The following is an 18,089-nucleotide window of genomic DNA, read 5'->3' as shown; positions in this document are numbered from 1 at the left end:
GCACGGCGGTCGCCGTGAGGGCCAGCAGGTCTTCGGACTCGGGATCAACCGGACGGAGCGCCTTCCCAGACCTTGCGGTCCAGTGGCTTCATGCCCCGCCCGTCACCCTCACCGCTGCGCGTCAGTCCCGGACTCTCACCGGGTTCCCTGGCTCATCGCTGAGTTTGACTGGCGAGCCGACCGTAGCAGTTCCGACGCCGGATCGTCGCCACGAGGGTGAGTGGCACCATGTCCCGCGTGACCGAACGGACCCGCCGCGACCTGTGTCCCGGACTGCTTCGACCCTGGATCGCCGACGACGGCGCCCTGGTGCGCGTCCGGGTGCCCGGCGGGCACCTGTCCACGGACGCGCTGACGCGGCTGCACGACGTCGCAGACGTGCACGGCGACGGCAGCGTGCACCTGACGAGCCGCGCGAACCTGCAGGTGCGCGGCATCCGCCACGACGACGGCTGCCTGTCCGATGCTGTCGTCGATGCCGTCATGGACACCGGCCTGATGCCGTCGACCTCGCACGAGCGCGTGCGCAACGTCATGGCGTCACCGCTGACCGGGCTCGCCGGGGGCTGCGCCGACCTGCGCCCGGTCGTCCGCGAGCTCGACACGTTGGTGTGCGCCGAGCCGTCGCTCGCGTCACTGGCGGGCCGCTTCCTGTTCGTGCTCGACGACGGACGCGGCGACGTCGCCGGACGCGACCTCGACCTCGGCCTCGTCGCGGTCTCCGCCGATGCGGTCCAGCTGCGCGCGGGACGCGATGCATGGGGTCCCGTCGTGCCCGTCCGGGACGCCCCGAAGTCGCTCGTCGACCTGACCCTGCGCTTCGTCGAGGCCGCCGGCGCGCAGCCAGAATCGCCCTGGCACGTCGACGAGCTGCCCGGCCGTGGCATCGGGCTGCTGGGCCGGGCGGGGAATCGTCGCCCCGAGACCCGGGTGGACGGCGCTGCGGCACCCCTTGGCAGGATCTCGCAGGACGACGGCCGTGTGGCGCTGCATCTCGCGGTGCCTGACGGACGTCTCGACCGGCGCCTCCTGGACGACGTCCTCGCGCTGGACGCCCCCGGCGTCGTGGTCACGCCGTGGCGCACCCTGATCGTCCCCGACCTGGAGAACGCATGACGCTCGCACCTCCCGCACGCCACTACGAGTACGAGACCCGGGGCTCGCAGATCTACGTCGACTCGTTCGCCACGATCCGGGCCGAGGCCGACCTCGCCGCGGTCCCTGTGGATGCCGAGAAGGTCGCGGTGCGGATGATCCACGCGTGCGGCCAGACCGACCTCGCCCGCGACCTCGTGATCCACCCGGGCCTCGTGTCGTCGGCGCGATCCGCGCTGGAGTCCGGGGCGCCGATCCTGACCGACGCGCACATGGTCGCATCCGGCGTGACGCGGGCCCGGCTCCCCCGAGACAACGACGTGCGCTGCCTGCTGCGGGACCCCCTGGTCCCCGGGCTTGCCGAGGCCTGGTCGACGACCCGCTCCGCCGCGGCGGTGTCGCTCTGGACCGACCACCTCGACGGCGCCGTGGTCGCCTTCGGCAACGCCCCCACGGCCTTGTTCCACCTGCTGGAGATGCTCCGCGACGGTGCGCCCCGCCCCGCCGCCATCATCGGCACGCCGGTCGGCTTCATCGGCGCGGCCGAGTCGAAGCAGGCGCTCATCGACCTCGCCCCGGAGTCCGGCATCGACGTCCCGTACCTCGTCGTGACCGGCCGGCGCGGTGGCTCGGCGATGGCCGCGTCCGCGCTCAACGCCCTGGCCCAGGAGCGCGAGTGAACGGGCGGCTGTTCGGTGTCGGGGTCGGCCCCGGCGACCCCGAGCTCATCACCCTCAAGGCCGCCCGCCTGATCGGGGCCGCGGACGTCGTCGCCTACCACCAGGGCGTCGGCAAGCAGTCCAACGCGCGACGCATCGCGTCGGACCTGGTGCGCGACGGCGTGACCGAGGAGGCGCTCGTCTATCCCGTGACGACCCAGGCCACCGACCATCCCGGGGGCTACGCCGGGGCGATGGCCGACTTCTACGCGCAGTGCGCGCAGCGCCTGCGCGACCACCTCGCCGCCGGGCGCGACGTCGTGGTCCTGGCCGAGGGCGACCCGATGCTCTACGGCTCGTTCATGTACCTGCACGACCGGCTCAGCGGCGAGTTCGAGACGCAGGTCGTCGCCGGCGTCCCGGCGTTCGCCGCGGCCACCGCGACGACCGCACTGCCGCTGGTCCGGCAGACCGACGTGCTGACGGTCCTGCCCGGAACCCTGCCCGAGCCCGAGCTGGCCCGGCGTCTCGCCGACACCGACGGCGCCGTGATCATGAAGCTCGGCCGCACCTTCGCCAAGGTGCGCTCCGCGCTGGAGCAGGCCGGTCGCGTCGAAGGCTCCTGGTACGTCGAGCGTGCCTCGATGGACGCCGAACGCGTCCTGCCGGTCGCCGACGTGGACCCCGAGACGGTCCCGTACTTCTCGATCGTGCTCGTGCCCGGCGACACGCGTCCCGGCGTCGCCCGGTACGAGAACCCGGCCCCGCAGGCCGTCGCCCCCGCCGCAGACGCCGAGGTCGTCGTCGTCGGGCTCGGGCCCGGCCCGGACGCCTGGCTGTCGCCCGAGGCCTCCCAGGTACTGGCAGAGGTCGGGCACGTCGTCGGCTACGGCCCGTACGTGCAGCGAGTCCCCCAGCGTCCCGGCCTGGTCCGCCACGCCTCCGGCAACACCGTCGAGGTCGACCGTGCGCGCGACGCCCTCGAGCTGGCCCTCGGCGGCGAGCGGGTCGCCGTCGTCTCCGGCGGCGACGCCGGCATCTTCGGGATGGCGTCGGCCGTCTTCGAGGCCGCGGAGGACCCGCGCTACGCCCACGTCGCCGTCCGCGTCGTGCCCGGGATCTCGGCCGTGCAGGCGGTGGCCGCGCGAGCGGGTGCGCCCATCGGCGCCGACTTCGCGGTGATGAGCCTCTCCGACCGGCTGAAGCCCTGGGACGTCGTGGAGCAGCGGCTTCGCGCGGTCGCCGCGGCCGACCTCGTGCTGGCGCTCTACAACCCTCGGTCACGGTCGCGGACCGAACAGGTCGCGCAGATGCAGGCCGTCCTGCTGGAGCACAAGGCGCCCGGGACCGTCGTGGTCGTCGGCCGCGACATCGGCCGCGCCGAGGAGAGCCTCACCGTCACGACGCTGGGCGAGCTCGATCCCGAGACGGTCGACATGAAGTGCCTGCTGCTGATCGGCGCGTCCTCCACGCGCGTCACGGCGTCGGGACGGGTCTGGAGCCCGCGCTTCGTGCAGTGAGTCAGCCGCGGGCGCGGCGTTCGCGGCTGGCCGCGTAGAGGAACGACTCGCCGCCGCGGACGTCCGGCGCCAGGGCCGGACCGACGAGGATGACGGCCGCCTGTCGCAGACCGGCCTCCTCCACCTGATCGGCGATGTCGGCCAAGGTGCCACGCAGCACGAGCTCGGCCGGCTGGGTGGCCTGGGAGACCACGACGACGGGACAGTCCACGCCGTAGTGCTCGGCGAGCTCGGCCGCGAGCTCGCGCGCGCGGGTGATTCCCAGGTGCAGCGCCAGGGTCGCGCCCGTCGCGGCGAACGCGCTGAGCTGCTCACCGGCGGGCATCTTCGTCGACCGCGCCTGGGTCCGGGTCAGCACCACGGACTGCGCGAGCTCGGGGACCGTGAGCTCGGCGCCGACGATCGCGGCGGCGGCGGCGTAGGCCGGCACGCCGGGGGTCACGTCCCACGCCACGCCCGCGGCGTCGAGCCGGCGGGCCTGCTCATGCACGGCCGAGTACAGCGACGGGTCGCCCGAGCACAGCCGCACGACCTCCAGGCCGTCGGCGTGGGCCCGGACCAGCTCGGCGGTGATCTCATCGAGGTCCAGGTGCTGCGTGTCAACCAGACGGGCGTCGTCGCGGCAGTGCCCCAGGACCGCGGCGTCGAGGTACGTCCCGGCGTACAAGCACACGTCGGCGGCCTCGAGCAGGCGCACAGCCCGGAGGGTGATCAGGTCGGCCGCGCCGGGTCCGGCACCGACGAAGTGGACGGTCATGAGTCTCCCTTGACGATGGACCACTGGCTGACGGCCCGTGCGGGCGTCCAGCCGGTGAAGGTGCCGAGCGGCTCGGCGCGCTCGACGTGGAGGCGGACGAGCTCGCCTCCACGACGACGGTACCGATCCAGCAGCACGGCCTCGGTCTCGGCCGTGACGGCGTGCACGACGAGTCGCCCGCCGGGCCGCAGCGCGGCCCAGCACGTGTCGAGGACGCCTTCGACGGTCGCGCCGCCGCCGACGAAGATCGCGTCCGGGGCGTCGAGGTCTGCGAGTCCCTCCGGCGCGGCCGCCTCCACGACGCGCAAGGCCGGGACGCCGTGCCGCTCGGCGTTGCGTCGCACCAGGGCAGCGCGATCCGCTCGCGCTTCCAGGGCGATCGTCCGGGCGCTCGGCCACGCGCGCATCCAGTCCACTCCCACCGAGCCGCTGCCCGCCCCGACGTCCCACAGCAGCTGACCGGGCGCCGGCGCCAGGCGCGCGAGCGCGCTGGCGCGCAGGTCCCGTTTCGTGATCTGACCGGCGTGCTCGAACGCGTCGTCCGGCAGGACACCTCCCGAGGCCCAACCGGGTCCCGGGCCGCGTACCTCGATGGCCAGCACGTGCAGCCGCGGAGTGACTCCGTCCCACACCCGCGCCGTGGACTCGTGCCGCGACTCGGCGGCGCCGCCGAGGTCGCCCAGCACGACGAGTCGCGAGTCGCCCCAGCCGAGGTCGACCAACAGCTCGGCGACCGCGGCGGGCGTGGACTCGTCGCTCGACAGCACCAGGAGCCTGCGGCCCACGGACAGGGCCGGGACCACGAGCCGCACGTCACGCCCGACGACGCTCACGACGTCCGCCGACTCCGCCGGCCAGCCCATCCGGGCCCGCGCCAGCGCCACCGACGACACGGCCGGCACGATCGTCAGCTGCTCGCGCCCGAGCAGGTCGATCAACGTCGTGCCGATCCCGGACACGAGCGGGTCGCCGGACGCCAGCGCCACCACCGGACCCCGCAAGCGGGCGAGCAGGTCCGGCAGTCCGTCACGCAGTGGGGACGGCCACGCGATGCGCTCCTGCCCTGACATCCCGGGGATCAGATCGAGGTGACGACGCCCGCCGAGCAAGCTCGCCGCGCCCTCGACGAGCACCTTAGAAGCCGCCGGGAGGCCGTCCCATCCGTCGGCGCCGATGCCCACGACGGTGACGTGCACGTTCATGGTCGAGCACCCTAGCCCGCCCGCCTCGACCCGTGGGGTGCCCGGTCCGCGCCCACGGACGGCGTCTATGGTGTTCGCGAAGGACCGAGGTGCCCCACGGCCGCAAGGCCACGGGGAGAATCTGGGAAGCCGGTGAGAATCCGGCACAGGGCCCGCTGCGGTGACTCAGACGTTCGATCTGGGAAGTCCGAAGACCGGCCTCGATCCGACCCGGGACACGACCGTGCTCCCGGACCGATTGGCAGATCGAGCGGGAGCCCTACATGCCAGCGCAGTACCCCTTTTGTGCCGTCGTCGGCTCAGACGACATGACCCTGGCCCTCACCCTGGTCGCGATCGACCCGCTCATCGGCGGCGTCCTGGTCCGCGGGGAGAAGGGCACCGCCAAGACCACCACGGTCCGCGGCCTCGCCGACGTCCTGCCACCCGTGCGGGTGTTCGAGGGTGACCGGTTCTCCGCTGACCCCGACGATCCCGAAGCCGTCTCCCCCGACGGCCCGTTCGACGATGCCACGGCCGTCACCGAGCGTCCGGTGCGCCTCGTCGAGCTGCCGGTCGGCGCGAGCGACGACCGGGTCACCGGCTCGCTCAAGCTCGACTCCGTGCTGCGCGACGGGCGCGTCGAGCTCGAGCCGGGCCTGCTCGCCCGCGCCCACCGTGGCCTGCTCTACGTCGACGAGGTCAACCTGCTGCACGACCACCTCGTGGACCTGTTGCTGGACGCGGCCGCCACCGGCCGGGTCAGCATCGAGCGCGACGGCGTCTCGGCCGAGCACGCGTCGCGATTCGTCCTGATCGGCACGATGAACCCCGAGGAGGGTGAGCTGCGCCCGCAGCTGCTCGACCGGTTCGGCCTGACCGTCGAGGTCGCCGCGCCCCGTGATCCCGCCCTGCGGGTCGAGGTCGTCCGCCGCCGGATGGCGTTCGACGCCGAGCCTGAGGGCTTCGCGAGCCGGTGGGCGACCGAGCAGGACCTGCTGCGTGCCCGCCTTGCCGACGCGCAGGCCCGGGCCCGCGCGGTCGACCTCGACGACGAGACCCTCACCACGATCGCCGAGATCTGCGCGGCGTTCGACGTCGACGGCCTGCGCGCCGACCTGGTGACTGCGCGCACCGCCGCAGCGCACGCCGCATGGCAGGGACGCACCCACGTGACCCGCGAGGACGTGCGGGTCGCCGCCCGACTTGCCCTCCCCCACCGTCGCCGGCGCAACCCGTTCGACGAGCCCGGACTCGACGAGGACCGCCTCGACGACCTGCTCGGCTCCGACGAGCCCGACCCCGGACCTGAGGACGACGGCCCCGATGACGATGGCGGACCTGGCGGGCAGCCGGACGACTCGCCGTCCGACGACACGGGACCGGACACTCCGGCCGACCACTCCGACCGCTCCGACCACTCCGACCGCTCCGACCGCGACCCCGACCAGCCGCAGCCGAGCCCGGCCGGCGCCGGCTCGGTGGCCTCGGCCGGCGAACCGGCCCGCGCCCGGCTGCTCGTCGTGCGCGGCACGGGCCAGGGCGAGTCGGGCCGGCGCTCGCGGGCCCGCACGTCACACGGCAAGGTCACGGGCGTCCGCCGCGATGCCGAGCCCACCGGCCGGCTCCACCTCCCGGCGATCATCACCGCCGCGGCCCCACACCAGGTCGCCCGGCGCGGACCGTCCGGCGGCCGCGGACTCACCCTCCACCCGGGCGACCTGCGCCGTGCCGAGACCGTCGGGCAGGAGTCGAACCTCGTGCTGCTCTGCGTCGACGCGTCCGGCTCGATGGCCGCGCGCCGGCGCATGGAGCAGGTCAAGACCGCTGTCCTGTCGCTGCTGCTCGACGCGTACCGCCGCCGCGACAAGGTCGCGCTCGTCACCTTCCGCCAGCACACCGCCGAGATCGCGCTGCCGCCCACCGGGTCGGTCGAGGTCGCCTCACGCCGCCTCGCCGACCTGCCCGCCGGTGGCCGCACGCCGCTCGCCGAGGGCCTGCTCCAGGCCGCCGAGGTCGTCCGCCGCGAGGCGCTGCGCGACCCCTCACGTCGGCCTCTCCTCGTCGCTGTGACCGACGGACGGGCCACGTCCGGCCCGGACGCGCTCGGGCGGGCCCACCACGTGGCCCGCCACATCGCCGCCTCCGGGATCCAGAGCGTCGTGGTCGACTGCGAGTCCGGACGCTTCCGCATGGGGCTCGGCGCCGACCTCGCGACCCACCTCCAGGCCGAACACGTGCCGCTCGACGAGGTCACCGCCGAAGGCATCACCGGCGTGGTCCAGGCCGCGACCGCACCGCGCGAGGGGGTGGCCTGACATGCCGCAGGGCAAGCCCCTCACCGTCCCCGACGACGGGCTCACCACGCGCCAGCGCCGCAACCGGCCGCTGCTGATGGTCCACACCGGCGACGGCAAGGGGAAGTCCACCGCCGCGTTCGGACTGGCCATGCGCGGCTGGAACCAGGGCTGGGACATCGGCGTCTTCCAGTTCGTCAAGTCAGCCAAGTGGCGCATCGGCGAGCAGACCGTGCTCGAGCGCCTCGCCCGACTGCACGACGAGACCGGCGAGGGCGGCCCGATCGAGTGGCACAAGATGGGCTCGGGCTGGTCGTGGAGCCGCAAGGGCGGCACCGAGGACGACCACGCCGCCGACGCGGCCGAGGGTTGGGCCGAGGTCAAGCGCCGCATCCGGGCGGAGCGGCACCGGCTCTACGTCCTCGACGAGTTCACCTACCCGATGCAGTGGGGCTGGGTCGACGTCGACGACGTCGTCGACACGCTCGCGAACCGCCCGGGCACGCAGCACGTCGTCGTGACGGGCCGCCGCGCGGATCCTCGCCTGCTCGACGTGGCCGACCTGGTCACCGAGATGACGCACGTGAAGCACCCCATGGACGTGGGCCAGAAGGGTCAGCGAGGCATCGAGTGGTGACCCTGCCACGGGTCCTCGTGGCAGCCCCGGCGTCGGGGCACGGCAAGACGACGGTCGCGACCGGCCTGATGGCCGCCCTCGCCGCTCGTGGGCACGTCGTCTCCGGACACAAGGTGGGCCCCGACTACATCGACCCCGGTTACCACGCGCTCGCGACCGGCCGGCCCGGACGTAATCTCGACCCGCACCTGACCGACCCCGCGCTCATCGCGCCGCTGCTGCTGCACGGCGCGCGCGGTGCCGACCTCGCGGTCGTCGAGGGGGTCATGGGCCTGTTCGACGGCCAGATCGGTGGTGACGGATTCGCGTCGACCGCACACGTGGCCACGCTGACGCGTACGCCGATCGTGCTCGTCGTGGACGTCTCGCACGCTTCCCGCAGCATCGGCGCCGTGGTGCACGGCATGGCCACGTTCGAGCCGGGCGTCCGGATCGCCGGCATCATCTTGAACAAGGCGGGCTCCGCGCGGCACGCCTCCGAGGTCGTCTCCGCCATCGAGCGGACGGGCATCCCGGTCCTGGGCATCCTGCAGCGCGACCAGGGAGTGAGCGCCCCGTCGCGGCACCTGGGCCTCGTGCCCGCCGACGAGCGCGACGAGGCCGCCTCCGCCCTCGACCGGCTCGTCGATCAGGTGTCGGCCAGCATCGATCTCGACGCCGTGATCGACGTTGCGCGGACCGCGCCGAGCCTCACCGAGACGGCCTGGGACCCGACTGCCCATGTCAGTCGCGCGGCCGCCGACTCCCCCGTCGTCGCCGTCGCCGCCGGACGCGCCTTCACCTTCCGGTACGCCGAGACCACCGAGCTGCTCGAGGCCGCCGGCTGCACCGTCGCACTTTTCGACCCCGCCCGCGACTCCCGACTCCCTGCCGGAACCCGCGGGATCTACCTCGGCGGCGGCTTCCCCGAGGTGCACGCGGCCGCGCTCAGCGCCAACGCGAGCCTGCGCGAGGACCTGCGCCAGGCCGTGTTTGACGGCGTCCCGACGGTCGCCGAGTGCGCGGGCCTGCTGTACCTGTGCCGCACCGTCGACGGGCACCCGATGGTCGGCGCGCTCGCCGCCGACGCCGTGATGACACCACGGCTCACGCTCTCCTACCGCCGTCCCACCCTGGCCGGCGACCAGCTCCTCGGCGTGGCGGGCACGACGGCCACCGCGCACGAGTTCCACCGCACGACCGTCACCCCCGTCCACGGCGACAACCCCGCATGGACGGTGGACGGATCGCCGGTCGGTTTCGCGGGTCCCACGCTGAGCGCCTCGTACCTGCATCTGCACTGGGCCGGGCACCCGCACCTCGCCCAGGCGTTCGCCGACGCGGCCGCGACGGCCCCGGCGCACGCCGGCACGATGCTCCCCAGCGCCGTGGCATCCGTACCGACGAGCGTGCCCGAGCCGATCGCTGATCCCCTGCGTCACCATGGCGACGTCGAGGCGCGCGATGGCCTCGTCGACCTCGCCGTCAACGTGAGTCGCCTGCCCCGGCCGGCATGGCTCGAGACCGCGCTCGCGGAGGGTCTGGCGGCCTCGACCGCTTACCCCGATGCGAGCACGGCGCAGGCCGCGGTCGCCCGGCACCACGGTCGAGCCGTCGAGGACGTCCTGGTCACCGCCGGCGCCGCCGAGGCCTTCACGTTGATCGCGCGCTCCCGTCCGTGGCGCCGGCCGGTCGTCGTGCATCCCCAGTTCACCGAGCCGGACGTCGCCCTGCGTGCCGCCGGCCACCGCGTCTCGCATGTCGTCTGCCGCGCCGAGGACGAGTTCGCGCTCGACCCCACTGCCGTGCCGCGTGACGCCGACCTCGTCATCGTCGGCAACCCGACCAACCCGACCGGCCGACTCCACCCCGCAGCGGTGCTGCGATCGCTGTGCCGTCCCGGCCGCGTGGTGGTGGTGGACGAGGCGTTCATGGACTTCGTGCCCGGCGAGACGCACAGTCTGACGTCGCACCGCCTGCTCGGCCTCGTCGTCGTCCGCAGCCTGACCAAGCTCTGGTCGATGCCGGGTATCCGCGCCGGCTACGTCGTCGGCGACCCACGCGTGCTCGCCGACCTGCGCGGCCAGCAGGCGCCGTGGTCGGTCGGCACACCCGCCCTGCACGCCGTCGAAGCGACCACCCGTCCGGAGGCCGCTCGCGAGACGTACTGCCGCGCCCGGCAGGTCCAGCAGCACCGCCGAGTGCTGATCGACGGCCTGGTCGAGCTGGGAGTCCCCGTCACCGAGTCCGAGGCTCCCTTCGTCCTCGCGCGTCCCGGCCCCGGCCTCCACTCACGGCTCCGGAATGCCGGATTCGCGCTGCGCCGCGCCGACACCTTCCCGAGCCTCGACGACTCCTGGGTCCGCATCGCCGTCCGCGAGCCGTCCATCACCCGCCGCCTGCTCACCACCTGGGGAGTGCACACCGCATGCATCTGAACGCCCACGGACTGTCCGTCCTCGTCCTCGACAGCGGCGAGCACGCCGTCCCCACCATCGTGAGCCTGCTCGGCGACGGCGCCTCGGTGACGCTGCGCACCGACGCGCTCTGCGCGGCTCTCGAGGACCTCGTTCGGCGCGGCCGACTGAGGTGGGCCAGCGACCAGGTCGACGAGAGCACGTTCGACCTCGTGATCCGCCGCGTACCGTCCCCCGTCGCCGCGACGCCTCCCTCCGGAGCCGGTCGGGTGACGCTCGTCGGCGCCGGACCCGGCGATCCCGGCCTGGTGACCGTCGCCGGCCGTGAGGCGCTGGAGACCGCGGACGTCGTCGTCGCAGACCGTCTCGCCCCATGGGAGGCGATCGCCTGGGCGCCCCCGGGCGTCGAGGTCGTCGACGTCTCCAAGATCCCGTTCGGACGCTCCACCAGCCAGGACGAGATCAATCGGATCCTCGTCGACCACGCGCGGCGCGGCCGCCACGTCGTGCGGCTCAAGGGCGGCGACTCGTACGTCTTCGGCCGCGGCTTCGAGGAGATCCAGGCGTGCGCCGCCGCTGGGGTCCCCACCCGCGTCATCCCGGGGGTCACGTCCAGCGTCGCGGCACCTGAGCTCGCCGGGGTGCCGGTCACCCATCGCGGCCTCGTGCAGGGGTTCACGGTCGTCTCGGGTCACGTCCCGCCCGGACACCCAGACTCCACCGTCGACTACGCCGCCCTGGCCCGGTCTGGCACGACACTCGTGGTGCTGATGGGCGTCCGAACGCTGCCCGCCATCACCGAGGCGCTCCTCGAGGCCGGCCTTGACGGGGCAACGCCGTGCGCCCTCGTGGCCGACGCCAGCCTTCCGAGCCAGCGCGCCGTGCGCACGACCCTCGCCAAGGCCGCCGACGATGCGGCGACCGCGGGCATCGGCGCACCGGCTGTGGCCGTCATCGGCCACGTGGCTGCCCTCGAGCGGTGATCGGCTGGCTCCGTCATGGGGAGTCCACGTGGAACGCCGCCGGACGGCTCCAGTTCGGTGACCGCACGCCCCCGCTGACGCGAGTCGGCCGCGCACAGGCTCGTGCCGCGGCGGAGGCGCTGCGTGGAGCGCCGTATCGCGTGCTTCTGACCTCGCCGGCCGTGCGGGCCGTGCAGACCGCCGAGATCGTCTCCAGCGCACTCGGCCTGACGCCTGTGCTCGACGCCCGGCTGGTCGAGCGCGGACGTCAGGAGACCGTCGACGAGGTGCGCATCAGGATCCTTGCAGTCCTGCGTGCCCATGGTGACGACCTGCTTCTGGTCACCCACGGGGACACGATCGCCATCGCCGTGGAGCTGCTGACCGGCCGTCCCTGCCCGGTACCCGGCAACGCCGATCTCATCTCGACGGCCCCTACCGGACTGAACGGCGGGGCTGCTAGCCTCGACCTGCCTTGCTGAGAGGAAGCCGGTGAGATTCCGGCGCAGTCGCGCTACTGTATCGCCCCATTCGGGCGGAGCCAGACCTTCCAGTTGGGCGAAACATCCATCGATGGGACGCAGAATCCCCAAGGAGTGTCACATGCCTCAGGCAACCGCGGCCGTTCCCGCCGCCCTTCCCCAGATCCCGGTCTCGGACCTCGCCCCGTGGGCGATCTTCTCCGCCCTCCTCGCCGCCGTGGTGCTGTTCTTCGTGGGCGCCGAGCAGGGTGCGTTCTCGGTCCTCGAGGGGACCCTCGTGCACGAGTGGGTCCACGACGCACGCCACGTCATGGGCTATCCCTGCCACTGACGCGTCTGCGCGTCTGGCCCACCCGGTCGTCTCCGGGCGTCCTCCGGGCTGTCGCCCGGCATCCCTCACGGCTCACCGGTTCCCCGGCATCGTCATGCCCGCGACCGGTCCACGAACGGATCCCTCATGACCCCTCGCACCTTTCTCGTCCATGGCCTGGTCGCCGGCCTCGTCGCCGGCATCGCCGCCTTCCTCATCGCCTACGTCGTCGCTGAGCCCCAGATCGACACCGCCATCGCGCTTGAGGAGGCTGCGTCGGCCGCGCCCGCCGGGCACACCCACGCCGAAGGAACCCCAGCGCACTCCCACGACGAGGAGGAGGCCGGCCACAGCCACGGCCAGGAGGCCGAGGTCTCCCGCGACACCCAGTCGACGTGGGGCCTGGCCACCGGCACGATCCTGTTCGGCACCGTGATCGGCGGCGCCACCGCGCTCGCCGCCGCGTTCGCCCTGGGCCGCCTCGGCTCGCTCGGGGCCCGCGGGTCGACGGCGACGATCACGCTCGTCGGCTTCGTCGCCACGGCGCTCGTCCCGTTCCTGAAGTACCCGTCCACTCCGCCGGCCGTCGGCAGCGGAGACACGATCGGCGAGCGCACCGGACTGTACTTCGCGTTCTGGGCCATCAGCCTCGCCGCGGCTGTGATCGCCGTCGTCGCCGCGCGCCGTCTCCACGAGCGCATCGGCGGCTTCAACGCCATGGTCGTCGCAGCGCTGGGCTACCTCGTGGTCGTGCTCGCCGTCGGGTTGGCGCTGCCGACGGTCAACGAGCTCGGCGCGTTCCCGGCGGACACCCTCTGGTACTTCCGCCGCGAGTCCCTCGTCACCCTGGCCGGGTTGTGGGCCGTCCTCGGTGTCGTCCTGACCGGGCTGGTGGGTCGGGACGCCGACAAGGCGCTCGCGGACCAGCGTCGTCGCGAGGCCGCTGCCGCCCTGTGACCGTGTCCCGCGCCGTCGGCATCGCGGTCGGGTTCGCGCTCGACCGCGCTGTCGGCGACCCCGCCCGATTCCACCCCGTCGCGGGCCTGGGCCGGTACGCCGCCGCCGTCGAGCGCGTGACCCATCGCGACCAACGTGGCGCCGGCATGGTGCACCACGCAGTCGTCGTCGGCCCGCTGGTCGCCGTCGCCATGATCGCTGAACGGACCTGCCGTCGACCGTGGCGGCGCGTCGTCCTGACCGCCGCCGCCACGTGGGCCGTGGTTGGCGGCCGGTCGCTCGTGCGCGAGGGAGAGACGATCGCGGCTCAGCTCGAGCGCGACGACCTGCCCGCCGCACGACAGCAGGTCACCCACCTGGTGGGTCGCGACCCCAGCGGTCTCGACGGCCGCGGCGTCGCTCGAGCAGCCGTCGAGTCGCTGGCCGAGAACACCTCCGACGCCGTGGTGGCTCCGCTGCTGTGGGGCGCTGCCCTCGGCGTGCCGGGACTCGTCGGATACCGGGCGATCAACACCCTCGATGCGATGGTCGGGCACCGCAGCCCCCGGTACGAGCGGTTCGGCTGGACCAGCGCCCGGATCGACGACGTGGCCAACCTGGTCCCATCACGCGCCTCCGCCGCGCTGGCCACAGTGCTTGCACCGATCGTCGGCGGCCTGCCCCGGGACGCCGCACGCACGTGGCGCCGCGATGCCAAGCGCCACCCCAGCCCGAACGCCGGACCCGTCGAAGCCGCCTTCGCCGGAGCGCTCGGCATCACGCTGGGCGGCGTGAACGACTACGCCGGCCGCATCGAGGACCGGGCCCGGATGGGCGACGGACCCGCACCGGCGGTCTCCGACCTCCCGCGGGCGACGCGCCTCGCCACCGCCGTGGCGTGGGCCGCCGCCGGGCTCAGCGTCCTGATCGCGCTCGCACCCAGGCACGGGCGTCGGCCGCGTCGCGGACGACACTGACGCCGGCCGGGGCATCCGTCCGGCGCACGACGACCACAGGGATCTCGAGCTCGGCGGCGACGTCCAGCTTCGCCTCCGTGTGGCTGCCGCCGGAGTCCTTCGTCACCAGCACGTCCGTGCCGCGCATCGCCTCGCGCTCGTGGTCGTGCGTGTACGGGCCACGGCTCTGCACCAGCGTCCACGCGTCCGGCAGCTCGATCTCGGGCGGATCGACGACACGCACCACGCACGCGTGAGCGCGCAGCGGCTCCAAGAAACGGTGCAGCGACTGGCGGCCCACGGTCAGGAACGGCCGTCGACCCAGATTCGCCGCCACCTGTGCCGCCTCGTCGTGGTCGCCGACCCAGTGCCACGTACCCGCGTCCGCGCGCCCGGACCAGCCCGGGCGCTCGAGGCGCACGCGCGGCACGCCAGCCTGCTCGCTCGCCGCCGCCGCATTCGCGCTGATCCGCTCCGCGAACGGGTGGGTGGCGTCGACCATCGCGTCGACCGCGTGCGCGCGCAGGTGCTCGGCGAGTCCGTCGATACCGCCGAAGCCGCCGATCCGGACCGCACCCACCGGGAGGCGCGGGCGAGCCACCCTGCCGGCGAGGGACGTGACGACCTCGTCGCCGTCCTCGACGAGCAGCTCGGCCAGCGCCCGGGCCTCACGGGTCCCGCCCAGGATCAGGAGCCTCATGTCGCCGGTCCGATCGTGGGCAGCGTCGGAGCCCCGTGCTGAGCGAGCTCGAGGAGGGCGTCGACGTCCAGGTGCCGCTCGGCGAGGTCGCCCAGCAGGTCCAACCGCGCCTCGCGCGCCGCGGCGAAGCTGACCCCCGACGCAGTGAACGATCCGCCGCGCGCCTGTGCCGCGAGGTCGAGGACGGCGGTCCGCAACGCATCCGACTCGAGGCTGCCGTGCCACATCGTGCCGAGGACGTTGTCCATGCGCGCGCCGCCGAGGAACTCCTCCGCTCCGGTGTCGCGGGTGATGCGTCCGTGGTGGATCTCGTAGCCCGACGCCGCGGCCCCGAGTGCCTCGCCGCGAGGCAGGCGCAGTGTCTTGTCCGCGGCGAACGTGGTCTCGACTGGCAGCAGGTCCAGCCCGGGAACGCTGATCGGCGCGCCGGACTCGACGCCCTCGGGATCGTGGACCTGCCGCCCGAGCATCTGGAACCCGCCACAGATCCCGAACACCGCTCGGCCGGACTCCACGTGACGGACGATCGCCCGGCTCAGGCCACGCGAGCGCAACCACGCCAGGTCCGACACCGTCGCCCGCGTGCCCGGCAGGATGACCAGATCCGCGTCGGCGATGTCGCGGGGATCGGCAGTGAAGATCACGTCCACCTCGGGCTCGAGCCCGAGCGCGTCCACGTCGGTGAAGTTGCTGATGCGCGGCAGCCGGATCACGACGACCCGCAGGGCACCCTCGGCGGTCGTGCGCCGCCCCTCGAGGTCGAGCGCGTCCTCGGAGTCCAGCCAGACGTCCGGGCTCCACGGCAGCGTGCCGAACACGCGGCGGCCGGTGACGTCCTCCAGTTGGCGCAGCCCCGGCGCGAGCAGCGACTCGTCGCCGCGGAACTTGTTGACCACGAACCCGGCGACAAGCGCCTGGTCTGCGGGCTCGAGCAGCGCCACCGTCCCGTAGAACGCCGCGAACACACCGCCGCGGTCGATGTCGCCGACGACCACGGTGGGGATGTCGGCGTGACGCGCCAGGCCCATGTTCACGTAGTCGCCGGCGCGCAGGTTGATCTCGGCCGGGCTGCCGGCGCCCTCGGCGACCACGAGGTCGTAGCGCGACGCGAGGTCGTCGTACGCGGCGTGCGCTGCCGCCGCCAGATGGGTGCGCCCCCCGATGAACTCACGGCTGCTGATCTCGCCCGCGGGCTCCCCCATCACGACGACGTGACTGCGCCGGTCACCGCCGGGCTTGAGCAGCACGGGGTTCATTGCAGCCTCGGGCTCGGCACCCGCGGCAAGCGCCTGCACCCACTGGGCCCGGCCGATCTCTGCTCCATCGGCACACACCATCGAGTTGTTCGACATGTTCTGCGCCTTGTACGGCGCGACGCGCACCCCACGGCGTGCAAACGCCCGACACAGCGCCGTGGTCACGAGGCTCTTGCCCGCATCCGACGTCGTACCGGCCACGAGAAGTCGACCGATGCCGGACGCACGAGGTTCCACCCGACAAGTATCCCGGCGATGTCGTCAGGCACTGAGGCCAGGGGGGACGTCGAGGTGGTCCGAGAGTTCCTCGACGCTCATCATCGGTTCCAGTGCGGAGGGGGTGTGGTGTCCTTCGGGTCTGCTGCGCGAACTGGTGACAGTTTCGGTTAGGCCGCTTGGACGGCTGGTGGGGCCATGATGATCTCGTATTCAACCGGGGTCAATCGCCCGAGAGCCGCCTGCCTCCGGCGCCGGTGATATGTCCTTTCGATCCACCGGACGATCGCGGTCCGGAGCTCTTCTCGGCTAGCCCAGGGCCGACGGTCCAGGACGTTCTTTTGCAGCAGTGAGAAGAACGACTCCATGGCGACGTTGTCGCCAGCAGCACCGACCCGGCCCATCGAACCGACCATCGCGTTCCGGTTGAGCGCGTGGACGAACTTCCTGCTGCGGAACTGCGACCCGCGGTCGGTGTGAAGCACGCAACCGGCCACGTCGCCTCGGCGGCTGACCGCGTTGTTGAGCGCCGCGACGGCCAACCGGGACTTCATCCGCGAATCGATCGAGTAGCCGACGATCCGGTTGGAGTAGACGTCCTTGATCGCGCAGAGATAGAGCTTGCCCTCGCCAGTCCAGTGCTCAGTGATGTCAGCCAGCCACAGCTCGTTCGGGGCGTCGGCGGTGAACTCGTGCCGGGTCACGCCGTGCCTGTCGACGACAGCACACAGGTCATCGTGGACCGGCGGTCCGGGCTTCTTGCCGTTCTTGCCGCGCTTCTTGCCGAACGCGGACCACCAGCCCAGGTCAGAGCAGATCCGCCACGCGGTCCGCTCCGCCATCGGCTGACCGGCATCGCGGGCCTCATCGAGCAAGAACCGATACCCGAACTCCGGGTCGTCGCAGTGGGCATCGAACAACGCGTTCGCGCGATGAGCCGCGAGCCACTCCGCATCGGTCACCGGTCGGGCCAGCCAGCGGTAGTAGGGCTGGCGGGCGATCTTGAGCACCCGGCACGTCACCGCGACGGGAATCCCGTCGGCGGCCAGCTCGCGGACGAGCGGGTACATCATTTTCCCGGCAGGTTCGCCTGGGACAGATACGCCGCCGCGCGGCGCAACACCTCGTTCTCCTGCTCGAGCAGCTTGATCCGCTTGTTCGCTTCGCGCAGCGCCTCGGACTCGTTCGCCGCCCTCGCGGCCGGCGACGGGTCGGCAGACTCTCGGTCGTCGATGGTCAGCCACCGCTTCAGACACGACGGCGAGATGCCGAAGTCCTTCGCAACCTGAGCAATCGAGGAATCGGAGCTCTTAAAGACCCGGATCACGTCCTCGCGGAACTCTCGGGGAAACGCCTTGGGCATGGTGCACATCCTTCCAGCGTCGACACACATCGACGCAGATTAGATGTCACCTATCCGTGCAGCAGACCCTGCAGCCCGTCCCGCACAACAGCGCACTCACCGTGGCTTACGCGCCTCTCGCTATTGCACGTTTATTGCACGACGGACCCAAACCAAAGGCCTCCAACCGCGTTTCCGCAGGTCAGAGGCCACTCAACTCGGGTGGGCGATACTGGGTTCGAACCAGTGACCTCTTCGGTGTGAACGAAGCGCGCTACCACTGCGCCAATCGCCCGAGTGCGACGTCCAGACTAACGCACCCTCCCCCGGAACCCCCAAACGGGGTCGCCGAAGAACGGCGCGTCGCCGTTCGTGTAGCCGAGCCCT

General features: G+C 72.7%; 16 protein-coding genes, 1 tRNA gene and 2 riboswitches. Of the genes, 11 read left to right on the top strand and 6 right to left on the bottom strand.

Features of this window, described 5'->3' with window-relative positions; genetic code table 11:
• Positions 1-6 precede the first annotated feature (6 nt).
• Positions 7-188, bottom strand: a riboswitch (cobalamin riboswitch).
• A gap of 40 nt (positions 189-228) precedes the next feature.
• The 3 genes from AFL01nite_RS01580 to AFL01nite_RS01570 are packed head-to-tail and all read left to right on the top strand — an operon-like array spanning position 229 to position 3,274.
• Positions 229-1,116: a ferredoxin-like domain-containing protein gene (locus AFL01nite_RS01580; protein WP_425546784.1), complete on the top strand. Its 888-nt coding sequence runs from the start codon at positions 229-231 to the stop codon at positions 1,114-1,116.
• Positions 1,113-1,775: a precorrin-8X methylmutase gene (locus AFL01nite_RS01575; RefSeq protein WP_146825335.1), complete on the top strand. Its 663-nt coding sequence runs from the start codon at positions 1,113-1,115 to the stop codon at positions 1,773-1,775. Before AFL01nite_RS01580 ends, AFL01nite_RS01575 begins: the two co-directional genes overlap by 4 nt.
• Positions 1,772-3,274: a precorrin-2 C(20)-methyltransferase gene (locus tag AFL01nite_RS01570; RefSeq protein WP_146825334.1), complete on the top strand. Its 1,503-nt coding sequence runs from the start codon at positions 1,772-1,774 to the stop codon at positions 3,272-3,274. Before AFL01nite_RS01575 ends, AFL01nite_RS01570 begins: the two co-directional genes overlap by 4 nt.
• A gap of 1 nt (position 3,275) precedes the next feature.
• Here the strand turns inward: AFL01nite_RS01570 and cobM are convergent, their stop codons facing one another.
• Both cobM and cbiE read right to left on the bottom strand, forming a co-directional pair.
• Positions 3,276-4,031 carry a precorrin-4 C(11)-methyltransferase gene (gene cobM, locus AFL01nite_RS01565; protein WP_146825333.1) on the bottom strand — a complete coding sequence of 252 codons (756 nt, stop codon included), beginning with the start codon at positions 4,029-4,031 and terminating at the stop codon, positions 3,276-3,278.
• Complete coding sequence (gene cbiE / locus AFL01nite_RS01560) at positions 4,028-5,233, bottom strand: precorrin-6y C5,15-methyltransferase (decarboxylating) subunit CbiE (RefSeq protein WP_146825332.1); 1,206 nt, start codon at positions 5,231-5,233, stop codon at positions 4,028-4,030. The genes cobM and cbiE overlap by 4 nt, the downstream gene beginning before the upstream one ends.
• Before the next feature lie 70 nt (positions 5,234-5,303).
• A riboswitch (cobalamin riboswitch) is annotated at positions 5,304-5,450 on the top strand.
• Between the two features lie 91 nt (positions 5,451-5,541).
• Between cbiE and AFL01nite_RS01555 the strand changes: the two genes are divergently transcribed.
• The 8 genes from AFL01nite_RS01555 to AFL01nite_RS01520 all read left to right on the top strand — a co-directional run bounded on the left by AFL01nite_RS01555 (position 5,542) and on the right by AFL01nite_RS01520 (position 14,209).
• Entirely contained in the window at positions 5,542-7,530 is a 1,989-nt protein-coding gene (locus AFL01nite_RS01555; RefSeq protein ID WP_222593344.1) for a VWA domain-containing protein, read from the top strand.
• A 1-nt stretch (position 7,531) separates the two neighbouring features.
• Positions 7,532-8,146, top strand: coding sequence for a cob(I)yrinic acid a,c-diamide adenosyltransferase (gene cobO, locus AFL01nite_RS01550; protein ID WP_146825330.1), 615 nt, complete (start codon positions 7,532-7,534; stop codon positions 8,144-8,146).
• The gene (cobBC, locus tag AFL01nite_RS01545; RefSeq protein ID WP_146825329.1) at positions 8,143-10,563 is read left to right on the top strand and encodes a bifunctional hydrogenobyrinic acid a,c-diamide synthase/histidinol phosphate aminotransferase CobBC; all 2,421 of its coding nucleotides are present in this window, start codon (positions 8,143-8,145) and stop codon (positions 10,561-10,563) included. Before cobO ends, cobBC begins: the two co-directional genes overlap by 4 nt.
• A 194-nt stretch (positions 10,564-10,757) precedes the next feature.
• The gene (gene cobA, locus AFL01nite_RS01540; protein WP_246119560.1) at positions 10,758-11,525 is read left to right on the top strand and encodes a uroporphyrinogen-III C-methyltransferase; all 768 of its coding nucleotides are present in this window, start codon (positions 10,758-10,760) and stop codon (positions 11,523-11,525) included.
• A complete protein-coding gene (locus AFL01nite_RS15235) occupies positions 11,522-11,986 on the top strand; it encodes a histidine phosphatase family protein (protein ID WP_186813767.1) in 465 nt (154 codons plus the stop codon). Before cobA ends, AFL01nite_RS15235 begins: the two co-directional genes overlap by 4 nt.
• 121 nt (positions 11,987-12,107) lie before the next feature.
• Positions 12,108-12,317, top strand: a complete 210-nt coding sequence (locus AFL01nite_RS01530) for a CbtB domain-containing protein (RefSeq protein ID WP_146825327.1) — start codon at positions 12,108-12,110, stop codon at positions 12,315-12,317.
• A gap of 126 nt (positions 12,318-12,443) precedes the next feature.
• Positions 12,444-13,253 (top strand): CbtA family protein, encoded by an 810-nt coding sequence (locus AFL01nite_RS01525; protein ID WP_146825326.1) that lies wholly within the window; start codon positions 12,444-12,446, stop codon positions 13,251-13,253.
• Positions 13,254-13,255: 2 nt separating this feature from the next.
• Complete coding sequence (locus tag AFL01nite_RS01520; RefSeq protein ID WP_246119541.1) at positions 13,256-14,209, top strand: cobalamin biosynthesis protein; 954 nt, start codon at positions 13,256-13,258, stop codon at positions 14,207-14,209.
• Here AFL01nite_RS01520 and AFL01nite_RS01515 read toward each other — a convergent pair.
• The 4 genes from AFL01nite_RS01515 to AFL01nite_RS01500 all read right to left on the bottom strand — a co-directional run bounded on the left by AFL01nite_RS01515 (position 14,148) and on the right by AFL01nite_RS01500 (position 17,997).
• On the bottom strand, positions 14,148-14,888 hold the full coding sequence (locus tag AFL01nite_RS01515) for a cobalt-precorrin-6A reductase (protein WP_146825324.1): 741 nt from the start codon (positions 14,886-14,888) through the stop codon (positions 14,148-14,150). The genes AFL01nite_RS01520 and AFL01nite_RS01515 overlap by 62 nt on opposite strands.
• Positions 14,885-16,360 (bottom strand): cobyric acid synthase, encoded by a 1,476-nt coding sequence (locus tag AFL01nite_RS01510; protein WP_146825649.1) that lies wholly within the window; start codon positions 16,358-16,360, stop codon positions 14,885-14,887. Before AFL01nite_RS01510 ends, AFL01nite_RS01515 begins: the two co-directional genes overlap by 4 nt.
• Before the next feature lie 170 nt (positions 16,361-16,530).
• Positions 16,531-17,723 (bottom strand): IS3 family transposase gene (locus AFL01nite_RS01505; RefSeq protein ID WP_146825323.1). Its coding sequence is split into 2 segments (ribosomal slippage): positions 16,531-17,436 and positions 17,439-17,723, totalling 1,191 coding nucleotides; the frame shifts between segments, so codons are not numbered across the junction.
• 202 nt (positions 17,724-17,925) lie between these two features.
• Positions 17,926-17,997, bottom strand: a tRNA-Val gene (locus AFL01nite_RS01500).
• Positions 17,998-18,089 lie beyond the last annotated feature (92 nt).

The sequence above is a fragment of the Aeromicrobium flavum genome (assembly GCF_007992115.1).
Taxonomy (GTDB): domain Bacteria; phylum Actinomycetota; class Actinomycetes; order Propionibacteriales; family Nocardioidaceae; genus Aeromicrobium; species Aeromicrobium flavum.
This window is presented reverse-complemented; position numbering and strand designations above follow the sequence as displayed.

Bases quoted from the DNA above. Each gene is read 5' to 3' on its own strand.
- AFL01nite_RS01580 (WP_425546784.1), top strand. From the start codon at position 229: ATGTCCCGCGTGACCGAACGGACCCGCCGCGACCTGTGTCCCGGACTG.
- AFL01nite_RS01575 (WP_146825335.1), top strand. From the start codon at position 1,113: ATGACGCTCGCACCTCCCGCACGCCACTACGAGTACGAGACCCGGGGC.
- cobM (WP_146825333.1), bottom strand. From the start codon at position 4,031: ATGACCGTCCACTTCGTCGGTGCCGGACCCGGCGCGGCCGACCTGATC.
- cbiE (WP_146825332.1), bottom strand. From the start codon at position 5,233: ATGAACGTGCACGTCACCGTCGTGGGCATCGGCGCCGACGGATGGGAC.
- AFL01nite_RS01555 (WP_222593344.1), top strand. From the start codon at position 5,542: ATGACCCTGGCCCTCACCCTGGTCGCGATCGACCCGCTCATCGGCGGC.
- cobO (WP_146825330.1), top strand. From the start codon at position 7,532: ATGCCGCAGGGCAAGCCCCTCACCGTCCCCGACGACGGGCTCACCACG.
- AFL01nite_RS01530 (WP_146825327.1), top strand. From the start codon at position 12,108: ATGCCTCAGGCAACCGCGGCCGTTCCCGCCGCCCTTCCCCAGATCCCG.
- AFL01nite_RS01525 (WP_146825326.1), top strand. From the start codon at position 12,444: ATGACCCCTCGCACCTTTCTCGTCCATGGCCTGGTCGCCGGCCTCGTC.
- AFL01nite_RS01515 (WP_146825324.1), bottom strand. From the start codon at position 14,888: ATGAGGCTCCTGATCCTGGGCGGGACCCGTGAGGCCCGGGCGCTGGCC.